This window comes from Armatimonadota bacterium, assembly GCA_023511795.1.
Lineage (GTDB): Bacteria > Armatimonadota > UBA5829 > DTJY01 > DTJY01 > JAIMAU01.
The window spans coordinates 1-12,701 of the sequence record JAIMAU010000007.1 but is presented as its reverse complement, the minus strand read 5'-3'; the positions used below and the strand labels follow the sequence as shown (position 1 = coordinate 12,701).

Sequence of the window (12,701 nt, the reverse complement as noted above, 5' to 3'; positions counted from 1 at the left end):
CGTCTAAGCTCCGAAGGCTATGCAGAGGAAATAAACCCGGCAAGCCCCAGCTTTGAGAAGAGTAATGCTGCACTCATCAACTGTGCTACAGGTAGTTGCAACATCATCCACCAGAAGAATTGTCTTGCCTTCAATTGCACTGCTCTTTTTGACCGCAAACGCATTGCGGACGTTTATACGCCGTTCTTCAGGCCCAAGCTCAACTTGTGGGCGGGTATGGATTATCCTTACAAGGGCATCGCTTACCAACGGCTTTCCTGTTAAGCGGGAGAGATGTTCGGCAAGCAATTCACTTTGATTATATCCTCGCAGTCTCCGACGGATTGGATGTATCGGCACGGGCACAATACAATCAGCCTGACGCCAGCGGAAATCCGCCCGAGTTTCGAGGTAACCGTGCATGTAACGGCCAAGAGGCTCGGCAAGCATTCGCATGCCGTTATACTTGAACCTACATATTGCTTCTCTTAGGTTGCCAGCATACTGACCAGCTGCCCTACCTGCGGCGAAGGAACGTTTTAAACCTGAGCAATTTCTGCACCTTGAATCAACTAGAGTATGTCCGCATCGCCTACAATACGGCTTTGGAATGGGCTCGAATTTTGAAAAGCAATTTTGGCATATGCTGAGAGGATTTAGCTCGCCACATACGACGCATTTTGGCGGATAAATAAGGTCAAGAAACCCAGCAAAGATTTCTTCTGCAGATTTAAGAATACTATTTGCTTTGAAGAACCCGTAAATTTGCTTCAAGAGCTTATCTTATTTATTTTTTGCTATAATGGTTCGAAAAATGCTATTTGCCTGAATTCACAGTATCTGGCAACAATTTCTTCGGGCGATAAGGTAGCAAGCCTTCCTAAGCTGAAATCTTCAACACAAAAAGAAGCTAGCGTGCTCCCATAAATTGTCGCTTTGCGGAGATTTGTCTCGCTAGTGTTGCCAGTTGCCGCGATATAGCCAATAAATCCACCAGCGAAAGCATCACCTGCGCCGGTTGGGTCTGCAACCTCCTCTAGCGGATAGGAAGGTGCGGAGAAATGTGCCTTATCAGTAACCATAATCGCCCCATGTTCGCCCTTTTTTATCACAACTACCGAAGGACCAAACGCGCGAATGTCTCGCGAAGCCTTGACCAGACTTGGCGTATTACACAGTTGACGTGCTTCCTCATCATTCAGTAAAACAATGTCTACTTTCTTTAGAACCTCAATAAGAGCATCGCGTTTGCCTTCAATCCAAAAGTTCATGGTGTCGCACATAACGAGAACAGGGTTCTTTACCTGGGCAAGCACTTCTAGTTGGAGTTCGGGGTCAATATTCGCTAGGAAAACATATTTCGCATCCCGATATGCCTCTGGGATATGTGGGCGAAAACGTTCGAAAACGTTCAGCTCTGTGCTGAGCGTCCGACGTTTGTTAATATCATACTCATACTCGCCAGCCCACCTAAAAGTTTTTCCTTTGACTCTCTGCAAACCGGCAAGGTCAATATTTCTGGACGAAAGGAACCTCAGGTGTTTTTCGGGAAAGTCAGTGCCGACAATACCAACAAGCTGAACTGGTGCAAAGAAGCTTGCAGCCACCGATGAGTATACAGCGGCGCCCCCGAGTGCGTCACGGACCTCGCCAAACGGCGTTTTTACGGTGTCAAGTGCAACGCTTCCTACTATAAGAACTGGCTTTGCCTGTGTAGATTGAGTCATAATACTCGTTACTCGCTCTCCTGGACTTTAGGCGAAAAGAGCACCATTGTCACAAAGCGCGGAAGGGTCAGAACCTTGCCAATTTTTCTAGGATTATTTGCAAGGCGGAATGCCCATTCCAATCCGTGCTCCTGCATCCATTTTGGCGCACGCCTTACTCGCCCCGAAATGACATCAAAGCTACCCCCTACACCCATTGAAAGTGGCACTCCAAGTTGGTGCATATGGCGGGCAATCCACTTCTCCTGACGGGGGATTCCAAGGGCTACGAATAAGATATCTGGCTGACATGATTTAATAAATTCAACAATTTTTGGCGATTCTTCCTCGTGAAAGAAGCCATGATGAGTACCCACGACAACTAATCCCGGGCATTCTCGTTTGAGATTTTCGGCGGCGGCTTCCGACACACCAGGAGCAGCACCAAGTAGGAAAATTGAGTAGCCTTTCTCAGCCGCCCGTTTGCAAAGCAGGTGCACAATGTCAATGCCAGAAACGCGTTCCCGGAGGGGTGTACCTTGTCGCCGCGCAGCCCAAAGTATTCCATAGCTATCTGGCGTAACGAGATCTGCGGAATTAATTATTGCCCGAAGCTCGGAATCGTACCTGGACATTACTATGCCTGATGAGTCGGCGGTTACAACCATGTGGGGCTTTCGGCTTGAAATAAACCCTTCCATGATAGTTAGAGCTTCATCCGTATTTACGTCGTCTATCCCCACACCCAGAATGGTTACACGCCTAATTACGGTCATGATAAGCTGACCTTCCCTTCAAATCAACCAAAGCGAGGCTCGACAACATGAATTGACGAGCGTTATGTGCCCTCCTCCCATGAGGTTAAATATTTCTCTTGTTCAGGAGTCAGTACGTCAATTTTTACTCCCATTGCATCGAGCTTTAGGCGGGCAACCTCCATATCAATTTCCTGCGGCACGGGGTAAACCTTCCGTTCGAGTTCCTTGGCATGTTTAACTAGATATTCAACGGAAAGCGCCTGATTTGCAAAGCTCATGTCCATAACAACCGCTGGATGTCCTTCGGCTGCTGCTAAGTTAATGAGGCGGCCCTCGCCTAGCACGAAAATGCGCTTTCCATTTGGAAGCGTGAATTCCTCGACGAAGTCACGTATCTTTCGGCGGGCCGTCGCAATCCGCGCAAGTGCATCAAGGTCGAGCTCAACGTTGAAGTGGCCGGAATTGGCGACGATAGCACCGTCTTTCATAGAAAGGAAGTGTTCTTCACGAATGACATGGATATCTCCGGTAAGTGTGCAAAAGATGTCTCCAATTTTGGCTGCTTCGGCAATCGGCATGACCTCGTAACCATCCATAACAGCCTCAAGCGCTCGAAGAGGATTGACCTCAGTAACGATTACTCGGGCTCCCATTCCGCTTGCCCGCATTGCTACTCCTCGTCCACACCAGCCATAACCTGCAACGACGAAGACCGAACCAGCGTAGAGAATGTTTGTCGCGCGCAGGATGCCGTCGATTGTACTTTGGCCGGTGCCATACCGGTTGTCAAAAAGATGCTTCGTGTTTGCATCATTTACAGCAATTATCGGATAGCGAAGAACGCCATCACGCTCCATCGCCCGCAACCGAATGACGCCGGTTGTCGTCTCTTCTGTGCCACCAATGATATTTTCTTGCAATTCGGTCCTTTCGGAGTGGATTACAGAAACTGTGTCTGCGCCGTCATCCATTGTTATGTTTGGCCCAAAGTCGAGCGCCGATTGAATATGGCGATAGTATGTCTCCCTATCCTCGCCTTTTATTGCAAACGTAGGAATCTCGTAATCCACAACTAATGATGCCGCACAATCATCCTGAGTGGAAAGCGGATTTGAAGCACAAAGGGCGAGTCTCGCACCACCTGCTTTGAGCGTTCGGGCAAGATTCGCCGTCTCGGTAGTGATATGAAGGCATGCAACGAGAGTGATGCCCTCGAGTGGCTTTTCCTTTTCAAACCTTGCCCTTATTAGTCTAAGGACGGGCATAAATTGCTCAGCCCATTCAATTCGCAGCTTACCCTTTGGCGCGAGACTTAGATCTTTTACATCATGCTTGACCATTGAAAGGTGCCCTCCAGTTTCTCACAAAATTATTCTTTTACACTTCCCTTTAAAAGCTCTTTTATGCTAAGTTTCCAACTGATATTTCCTCGTGGGTTTTAAGTACCCGAAGAATGCTTGAAGTGATTGCATAGACTCAGTGTCTGTTCGGATCAACAATCACCCCATCGAACACAGCAGCGTTCGATTTTACTTGGCAGCCTTTTCCAACAACACAGCGCTCGAGTATCGTATTCTGCATTACTCGAGCCCCCTCCCACAAGATGCTTTCCTTCACGGCAGCTTCCTGTTCCACAACGCAATTGTCACCAAGCACCGAGTTTTCCAACACCCTTGCGTTTCGCTCAATTACGCAGTTATTGCCAATCACGACTGGATAGCCAATCTCTGCGGTTGGGTCTATTTGCGTATTTGTGCCCATCCATACGTACTTCCGAACCTCCGGCAGGGGAAATTGTATTTTTACTCGGCCGCGCAGGGCATCATTATGGGTTTCTTGGTACTGTTTCAGATTACCAACATCACGCCAGTATCCAGAGGTAATGCATCCATAGAATCGCCGCTTTTGCTCAAGAAGTAGCGGAAATACATTGTTACCAAAGCCAAAAAACGTGTCCTTGGGGATAAGTTCGAATATCTCGGGCTCCAAGACGTATATGCCAGTATTCGCCAAATTGCTGAAGATTACCTCGCCCTTAGGTTTCTCAATAAACCTTGTGATTCTATCTCGTTCATCACACAGAGCTATACCATACTCGGATGGGTCATCTACAAGCGATAGAGCAATGGTGCAAATCGCTTTTTTCTCTTTGTGCAAGTTTACCAAGCGGCTAAGGTCTATATCAGCAAGGTCATCGCCACCTATAACAACGAAGGTGCTGTCGAAGAAGTTTTCACAGCGTTTGACACTCCCTGCATCGCCCCAAAGGCGGTCTTCATGGGAGTAATGGATTTTCACTCCCCATCTTGAGCCATCACCAAAGTAACTTTCTATTTGGTCGCCTAGGTAATGCAGATTCACCATTATGTTCCTAAACCCATGTCTTGCAAGCAACTCGACAATATGCTCCATGACGGGCTTGTTCATAATTGGCACCATGGGTTTTGGCACATTGCGCGTCAGGGGGTCCAACCTTGAACCTACTCCTGCTGCCAGTATCATCGCCTTCATTCTCGAACTTATCCTCCCCAGAGAACTCTGTCAATCACTCAAAGAAAGTACGAACAGTAGCTGCCACATGGGCAAGTTGTTGCTCTGTAAGTTCGGGAAACACCGGCAAAGAAAGCACTTCACGTGCAGCTTTCTCAGCCTCAGGAAAGTCGCCTTCCTTGTATCCCAGATAACGATATGCCTCCTCATAGTGCAAAGGAGTAGGATAGTATATTCCAGTTTCAATACCTGCTGATTTTAAATAGCTTCTAAGTTCGTCGCGCCGCGTTGTTCTTATTGTATATTGATGATAAACATGCTTGTTACCTGGCTGTTCTGTGGGAATGCTAATGCAAGCATCTGCGAAAAGTTCGTTGTATATAGCTGCGTTATTCCGACGCCTCTCATTCCACCTATCCAGATAGGGAAGTTTGGCTCTGAGTATCGAGGCTTGGAGCTCATCTAGCCGACTGCAGTAGCCAATGAGCTTGTATGAGTAGGTTCCGCCGCTTCCATGAAACCGCAGATATTTGACTTTCTCCGCCAACCCCTGATTATTTGTGAGCACCATTCCACCATCTCCTGCTGCGCCGAGGTTCTTAGTCGGGAAAAAGCTTAGCGTGACCATATCACCATAAAACCCGATTGGCTTCCCTTTGTGTTCTGCGCCGATGGCTTGGGCGCCGTCGCATATCACATGAACGTTATGACGCCTAGCAACCTCGAGTATAGAGGTCATATCCGCCGTTTGACCATATAAATGTACAGGTATTATGGCTTTCGTTCTTGGGGTAATTTTATCTTCCAGTAATATCGGGCAAATATTAAAGGTTTTTGGGTCGATATCAACAAATATCGGACGGGCGCCTAATAGAGCTATCACCTCAACAGTCGCCACGAATGTAAACGGCGTAGTGATTACCTCATCTCCGGCTTTTACTCCAAGCGCTTTAAGTGATAGTGCTAGAGCATCCGTCCCCGATGCGACGCCGATTCCATATGTTGAGCCGCAGTACTCGGCTATTTCTCTCTCTAAAGCTGCAACATTTTCGCCTAGTATATACCGGCCATTTTCCATTACAGTCTGAACTGCCTTGTCTATATCAGACCTAATTGACTGATACTGAGCCCTTAGATCAGCCATCGGCACATACACTTTAGGACTCCCCCTTCGCAACCTTCTCTACTATTGCCGAAAGATGAGGGTCAGCCATGCATGTTTTAATAAATGCTGCACAGTAAACTTTAAAGTCTCCGATGTCATATCGGTATTCATCTTTTCGTGTCGGCACGCACCAAACCCGCTTTCCGGCGGAGATTCCCAGCCTTACCGCATCGGTAATTTGAATCTCGCCCAATGCCCCTGGGGGCGTCCGCCTTATCCAGTCAAATATCTCTGGCCTGAAGATATATCTCCCACCGATTGCATAATCACTTGGTGATTCTTCGACCGGCGGCTTTTCTATTACATCCGATATTTCAAACGACTCAGCAATTTCGCCCATGGGCTTAACCATGCCATATTTTGGCGAAGTGCTAATCGGCACCTTCTCAACAAGAATGGCTGCGAACGCTGGATTTGATTGGTAAGCTGATATTAATCTCCTCACTGGAAAATCATCGTATGGGGAGATTACAACTGTATCCCCCAATGCTACGATAAAATCATCTTCGCCTACCAACTCTTCCGCTTGCAAAATTGCATCGGCAAGGCCTTTTTGGGTCTTCTGAACAGCATACGAAATACGAACTTTGCCCTTACAATCTGCACTGTCGAAATATTCCCTTATACTTCCTCCGGTTGGAGAAACTACAAATATAATATCTTCTACGCCCACCGCCTGCAACTCCTCTACTATATGCTGGACAGTTGGCTTGGTTCCAAGCGGCAATAGTACCTTTGGGATGATATTTGTAAGCGGTCTCAGTCGAGTGCCATGCCCAGCGGCAGGAATTACAGCTTTTGTTATTATGGAATTATTGGTAGGCATAAACTTACCTCCAGCGAAAAATCTTGTGGTTCAACTGAAAATAGTAGGCGAAGGAATAAAAAGCGAGGCCAACCAGCACAGCCCTGGAAAATCACAGTCCAAATCCTCGGAGACATATAAATGGAGCCGACGATCCGATTCGAACGGACGACCCGCGCATTACGAATGCGCTGCTCTACCAGCTGAGCTACGTCGGCCCGCACCACCGCTCTGATAATATCAGATTGGTGCCGGGACCCAGAATCGAACTGGGGACACGTGGATTTTCAGTCCACTGCTCTACCAACTGAGCTATCCCGGCACTACTTCGCGGTAAAGGCTATCGGCAAAGTCAGCTTTCAAATTAAAAATGGCGGGGATGACGGGACTTGAACCCGCGGCCTCCTGCGTGACAGGCAGGCGCTCTAAACCGTACTGAGCTACACCCCCGTGTTGAGCCAAAAGTCAAAAGTGAGGAAACCCTTCCTGTGTTCCTTCCGCTTTTGCTTGGCTTCGTTGGTGGGCGAAACAGGGCTCGAACCTGTGACCTCTTCCTTGTAAGGGAAGCGCTCTCCCAACTGAGCTATTCGCCCGCGTCCGGGATTGCTTACCGGACCCTCTTTACTTCGTAGTATATCAATACTACGCCCTGCTGTCAATAAAAACAGGTATCGCCACCTGCTCGATTTTCTCACTCAAAGCGATTTGTGCAATCAAAGTATAGCATCCTACGAGAAATATGTCAAGATAAAAGCACACCCCTTTTACATCATCCGAGTACGTGTAAATTGCGCTCCAAATTTATTTTCTAGAGATTGTAAATGCAACTGTAACTATCAGAAACTACGCACAATTGTTGGCAAAAGTGCGCAGAAAGTCTGCCATAAGCAGGTATTAAACGCTGGTGGAAGGACCTTTTATCACAGCATTTGCTTGTTTTCTACTATGCGGTTTGGCTTAAATGCGAATTGACATCCGCTGCTTGACAATGCGGCCGAGAAAAGCTACACTTCGATTACACGTCGAGCAGGCAGGCGATAACGTAACGGTACTAGTTTCCAATTTTATGTATCTTATCGAAAAATTATGGGTGGAAGTAACGCTGGCTTTTCCCATTAGTCATTAGTGATTAATGCATTTGTACACTTTTAATCCTAGGCTAATATGCGAAAACGGGAGCAATTAGCGTGAGTTACACAAAAGCATCCTATCTTTTATTTTTCCCTGCTTTTCCCCGCCAATTCTTGATAACCATAATGGCTTGCATTGGGTTGCTAGCCCACTATGCTTCTTATGCAACGGAGGTCAAGCCGATGATTGGAGTCTACTACTTTCCAGGCTGGTATCGTGCCGCTAAGAATCCATCAGGCGAAACAAGTGAATGGCGGTCAGCAATTATGAAGGCCGCTGTTCCACGACCGCTATGCGGATTCTATAACGATGCAGACCCTCGGCTATGGAAGTACTACATTACCTGGATGTCCTCCCACGGAATAGATTTTATTGCTTTCGATTGGTATTACAACGCCGGCCAGGAATTCCTCTACGAATCACTGGACCGTGGGTTCCTGCAAGCCAAGAATGCAAAAGACATCAAGTTTTGCATTCACTGGTGCAATCACGGCGGTGGATGGTGGCTTAAGCCGCTTGACCAAACAAAGTCTGCTATTCTCGAGATGACAGACCTCTTGTGTGCAAGATACTTCCATCGCCCGAACTACTTGAAAATAAACGGATGCCCAGTATTCATGATATATGACATACGCCAGCTTCTTAGCTTCGGTGGCCCTGACGTTCTCAAGGACACGCTGGCCGCAATGAGGAAACGTGCAAGAGAAAATGGCTTCAAAGGCCTTTACCTTGTAGCGCTATATCATGGCAGCTCTCGCGAATATATGTCCATGTTAAAAGAAATAGGCTTTGACGCTTTCACCGCCTACACGTACTCATGGATGCGCCCTCCATGCGTAGTATGGAATACTGAAGCTGTGCCTTATCCTGACCTTGCTGTAATGCTCTCCGATTGCTTTTACGAGCAGGTAAAAAAAGATAGCATAAAGGCAGGCATTCCATACTGGCCAGCGACGTTCCCAGGATGGGACGACCGCCCGCGACGTGGTGTAGAAAACGCCTTCATGAATGTCGGAAGCACGCCTAAGGCATTTGAAATAATGTTCAGGGGCGCACTCAAGCAAATCAATCCAGCATCTCCAGTCGTGATGATTGAGGCTTGGAATGAATGGGGCGAGGGCGCTTGTATCGAGCCATCAAAGGAACATGGCTTCGGATTCCTCAAGGTTTTGGCAAATGTGCTTGGCAAACGGTCGCCTAACGAGTCACTTCCGACTGCACAGGAGATTGAATCATGGAGCGTGCTCACGCCCGATGAGCTGAAGGTTGCCAAGGAAAACGAGCTAAAGCCGTGGCCCAGCAAAAAACCGAAATTGGCGCGGCGTGGGAGGAGTTTTGATGTGCCCGAGGTAAAAATGCCATATATTATAGACTTTGCAACCGGCGGCATAGCAATGGAGGACGTTTGGTTCGATAACATATCTGCCATAGAAAGGACACCTGAAGGAACCTTATTCGAAGCAAAGGGCATCGACCCAAAGATCGTACTTCCTGAGATGCGTATTCCAATGCACCAGATAAAGCACATCGCTATAGAAGGGAAGATAATAAGCAATACAACTAACATCGAGCAACGCGATATGGAGATTTACTGGTCTACTGGCCTGATGCCAGAGTTCTGTGGGTTCGCTTCTGCTAATGTTTCTTGGCCAACAAAAGGATACCCAGTGGTCGATGTATCAGAGATAGTCTGCTGGGGGAAAACGGGCACACCTCTACTTAGGCTAAGAATCGATCCTTGCGCCAACGCAGGTGCTGGCGTTCGTTTCCTTATCAGCAAAGTAATTATTTTAGGAGATTAACATTAAGTATGAGATTGATAATCTTTGGAGTGCTAGCAATGTTGATAAGCATGTCGGATGCAAATGCCACCAAATATTCGGGGCGCTATTGCGAGGGGAAGGGCGATGCGGCGTTCCTGCGATTGATTGACCAATCCTTCGGCTTCTTCCATGCAAATCCAGATACCCAAAATATTTCTATGCTTTATTACCCAGAGTGGGACTGCTTGATTGAGGGATTTCCGACATGGATGGCATGGTGGGTTCAGAACAGCTACGGGCCAACATATTGCTCACTACCATTTCTGCAGGAGCCATACCTGACGTTCCTTCAACACTCGCAAGATATGTGGTTTAAGCACCAGGGCGATGGAAAGACAAAACGCGAACACGACCTTATAGGGCCAGATGGGTGCTTATGTGATTGTGCATTTCCAACCGGCGCCCATATGGTTCAGGGCGATTGCAATTGGCCAATCCATGATTGGGGTTTTGAGTTCACCGCAGCTGGCGCGGTAATGCAAGCAGAACTACTTCTTATTCAGCGAGATAAGGCTGCAATAAAAAAGTACTTGCCAAACTTGGAACGAGCATGCAACTTTATAGAAACCAGGCGTGATGCTAATGGCCTTTTTTTAGTGGGCCCAGCGGCTAATCTCCTAGCACCGAGTTATGGGGGCATACGACAGCCAGATGGAAGCTTTGGTAGGGGATATTTAGCTGGACTTTCGGTTAATTACATTGCCGCATGCGACCGCATGATTGAGCTATTTAAGCTTGTCGGCGATAAGGAAAAGACAAAGCTTTATGAGCAACGGCGTAAAATAACAAGAGACTCCCTGCCGCTGCTCACGACTTCGGAGGGTTACTTTGTCAAATCAATGGAAGTTAATGGAACAAAACACGGCGTATTTGGCAATGAGAAATACGGTTACTTTGAAGTTGCCCCCAATGTTGATGCCATATGTTTCCGCGTTGTAGACGAGGCGCAGGCTAATAAAATTTACGCGAAGGTCGCTTCAATTCCTCAGCTTCGGCCGCATGACTTTCTTATAACAAACTATCCTTCCCTTGACGATACATATGAAGCATGGGATAGTACGAATCTAAATGGTCTTTGGGAATACGGTAGATGGGTTAACGGCGGCGTATGGTCCACCATGGAAGCCCGAGCGATAATTGCCTACTACCGACTGGGAAAATATGAGGATGTCTGGCGTTCAAATCTTCAATCCATGAAGTTCGTGCGGGATTACCAAATGGACGCACCGTTAACCAATTTTGGGGGCGATATCTGGTTTAAGGATAGGCTAACCAATCTTTGTTACGACGCCTTGGGAGTCCCCGCCGCAACTATCCGCGGACTTTTCGAATATGTATACAAAGCCGACGGCTTGACGCTCTACCCTCACTTGCCGCCTTTTATAAGCGAATATGTTCAAAAGGAGCCCATACGTTTCGGAGAAAAGCGAATTTTCATAGCTGTCAAGAACAACGGCCCCGAGGTCGAAACAGTTAAAGCTAATGGAAAAATCATAACTCAGACTGAAAAAGACCGGATTGTTCTGCCATTTGCATTGTTGCCGAAAAGGGCCCAAGTGGAGATTACAATGACGGGCGAATGGCCTCGAGATGCAGTTAAAAAACTGAATTATAAGTCAGCAGAAGGGATTGTTGGAATCAAACCTGCAAATAAGCTAAAGCCTTCGGAGTCATTCACCAAACCTCTACTCTCAGTGCTTAACTCGATGATGGGCCTCATAAAAGAGGAATCTAACGTCGATTATGAGCTTGCATTTCTAAAGGAAACTATTAACGCCCTTCAAGCCTATGATGAGAGAGTAGCGAGGGATGTAGCAGGAGAATATCGGCAGTTCAGTCCAGAAAAACGAGCAGCAATCTTAAACATGTATAAGAATGCTGCCGTGAACATGTATAATGGGCTTGATTCCCTAATGAAGCGCTATGCCTCCTCGAATGATCCTCAAAAGAGGAAGCTTTCGACATTATATTCAAAACTACAGGAGTAAGGATTTCAAATGCCTGATATGCTTGTTCATCTTTTAAAGCTGCCCGACGACCGTGAAGACATGGAGTGACTCATGGCTGAGGGTATTATCATTAGACATGCACGCCCACTCGAACGCTCGGTTGTTCGTAGGTACGTGCTCAGCAAATGGTCTGAGGTCTGGGCAGACGAAGCCGATACCGCTTTTTCTTCTCAACCGCCTACAATTTTCATCGCCACTCATGAGAAAAAGATTATCGGCTTCGGTTGCTATGAAGTAACATGCCGTGGGTTCTTCGGGCCAACAGGAGTGAATGAGGAATATAGGGGCAAGGGGATTGGCAAGGTTCTCCTCATAGAGTGCCTGCGGGCGATGAGGGAAATGGGATATGCTTACGCCATAATAGGCGGCGTCGGGCCAGTGGACTTCTACTCAAAGTGCGTTGGTGCTACCTTAATCCCTGACAGTACACCTGGCATATACACCGATATGCTTCAGCGTGACGAATAAAAAGTTTGGCACGTTATTAATGCCCTGGTGATACTTGCATCATCTGATACTCTACAACAATAGTATTTCTTTTATTTCCAACTTTCTGTAGTTAAATAACTAAAGGATTTTTGCGCTAGGTTGGTTAATCTTTCTACAGTTTTTCGTATATTGTTTTTGTTGTAGATAAATAGGGGAGGTGGAAATGAAAGTAGGAGAATTGATAAGACAAAATATACCAACCGCAACATTTGACACCACTCTCGAAAAGGCAGTTTCAATGCTTGCTGAGTCGGACATCAGCGGTATCCCAGTTGTAGATAATGACGGCAAACTTGCAGGCATTGTTACCGAGCATGATGTTATGAAATTGGTACTACCCGCATAC

General features: G+C 47.1%; 10 protein-coding genes, 4 tRNA genes and 1 pseudogene. 4 read left to right on the top strand and 11 right to left on the bottom strand.

Annotation, left to right across the window (positions count from 1 at the left end; translation table 11 throughout):
- Positions 1-3: 3 nt before the first annotated feature.
- The 11 genes from K6T99_07770 to K6T99_07720 form a co-directional block, all read right to left on the bottom strand.
- A complete protein-coding gene (locus K6T99_07770) occupies positions 4-753 on the bottom strand; it encodes a ComF family protein (protein ID MCL6519714.1) in 750 nt (249 codons plus the stop codon).
- 23 nt (positions 754-776) lie between these two features.
- Positions 777-1,706, bottom strand: a complete 930-nt coding sequence (locus K6T99_07765; protein MCL6519713.1) for a bifunctional hydroxymethylpyrimidine kinase/phosphomethylpyrimidine kinase — start codon at positions 1,704-1,706, stop codon at positions 777-779.
- Positions 1,707-1,714: 8 nt separating this feature from the next.
- The gene (locus K6T99_07760) at positions 1,715-2,461 is read right to left on the bottom strand and encodes a WecB/TagA/CpsF family glycosyltransferase (protein ID MCL6519712.1); all 747 of its coding nucleotides are present in this window, start codon (positions 2,459-2,461) and stop codon (positions 1,715-1,717) included.
- Between the two features lie 62 nt (positions 2,462-2,523).
- On the bottom strand, positions 2,524-3,783 hold the full coding sequence (gene ahcY / locus K6T99_07755) for an adenosylhomocysteinase (protein ID MCL6519711.1): 1,260 nt from the start codon (positions 3,781-3,783) through the stop codon (positions 2,524-2,526).
- 136 nt (positions 3,784-3,919) lie between these two features.
- Positions 3,920-4,954: an NDP-sugar synthase gene (locus tag K6T99_07750; protein ID MCL6519710.1), complete on the bottom strand. Its 1,035-nt coding sequence runs from the start codon at positions 4,952-4,954 to the stop codon at positions 3,920-3,922.
- 34 nt (positions 4,955-4,988) lie between these two features.
- Positions 4,989-6,089 (bottom strand): DegT/DnrJ/EryC1/StrS family aminotransferase, encoded by a 1,101-nt coding sequence (locus K6T99_07745; protein ID MCL6519709.1) that lies wholly within the window; start codon positions 6,087-6,089, stop codon positions 4,989-4,991.
- Between the two features lies 1 nt (position 6,090).
- On the bottom strand, positions 6,091-6,924 hold the full coding sequence (locus K6T99_07740) for an NTP transferase domain-containing protein (protein MCL6519708.1): 834 nt from the start codon (positions 6,922-6,924) through the stop codon (positions 6,091-6,093).
- Between the two features lie 121 nt (positions 6,925-7,045).
- Positions 7,046-7,121, bottom strand: a tRNA-Thr gene (locus K6T99_07735).
- A 28-nt stretch (positions 7,122-7,149) separates the two neighbouring features.
- Positions 7,150-7,225, bottom strand: a tRNA-Phe gene (locus K6T99_07730).
- A 49-nt stretch (positions 7,226-7,274) separates the two neighbouring features.
- A tRNA-Asp gene (locus tag K6T99_07725) sits at positions 7,275-7,353 on the bottom strand.
- Between the two features lie 67 nt (positions 7,354-7,420).
- Positions 7,421-7,496: transfer RNA gene (locus K6T99_07720), tRNA-Val, on the bottom strand.
- Between the two features lie 594 nt (positions 7,497-8,090).
- Here K6T99_07720 and K6T99_07715 point away from each other — a divergent pair.
- The 4 genes and pseudogenes from K6T99_07715 to K6T99_07700 form a co-directional block, all read left to right on the top strand.
- Positions 8,091-9,836: a glycoside hydrolase family 99-like domain-containing protein gene (locus tag K6T99_07715; protein ID MCL6519707.1), complete on the top strand. Its 1,746-nt coding sequence runs from the start codon at positions 8,091-8,093 to the stop codon at positions 9,834-9,836.
- A gap of 8 nt (positions 9,837-9,844) precedes the next feature.
- The gene (locus K6T99_07710) at positions 9,845-11,845 is read left to right on the top strand and encodes a hypothetical protein (protein MCL6519706.1); all 2,001 of its coding nucleotides are present in this window, start codon (positions 9,845-9,847) and stop codon (positions 11,843-11,845) included.
- 9 nt (positions 11,846-11,854) lie between these two features.
- Positions 11,855-12,334 (top strand): annotated as a pseudogene (locus tag K6T99_07705) (GNAT family N-acetyltransferase).
- 184 nt (positions 12,335-12,518) lie between these two features.
- Positions 12,519-12,701, top strand: a 183-nt coding sequence (locus K6T99_07700; protein ID MCL6519705.1) for a CBS domain-containing protein, incomplete at its 3' end; no start/stop codon positions are given.

What these genes read in the sequence shown, in the direction of transcription:
- K6T99_07710 (MCL6519706.1), top strand. Translation starts at nt 9,845, where the DNA reads ATGAGATTGATAATCTTTGGAGTGCTAGCAATGTTGATAAGCATGTCG.
- K6T99_07740 (MCL6519708.1), bottom strand. Translation starts at nt 6,924, where the DNA reads ATGCCTACCAATAATTCCATAATAACAAAAGCTGTAATTCCTGCCGCT.
- ahcY (MCL6519711.1), bottom strand. Translation starts at nt 3,783, where the DNA reads ATGGTCAAGCATGATGTAAAAGATCTAAGTCTCGCGCCAAAGGGTAAG.
- K6T99_07750 (MCL6519710.1), bottom strand. Translation starts at nt 4,954, where the DNA reads ATGAAGGCGATGATACTGGCAGCAGGAGTAGGTTCAAGGTTGGACCCC.
- K6T99_07760 (MCL6519712.1), bottom strand. Translation starts at nt 2,461, where the DNA reads ATGACCGTAATTAGGCGTGTAACCATTCTGGGTGTGGGGATAGACGAC.
- K6T99_07765 (MCL6519713.1), bottom strand. Translation starts at nt 1,706, where the DNA reads ATGACTCAATCTACACAGGCAAAGCCAGTTCTTATAGTAGGAAGCGTT.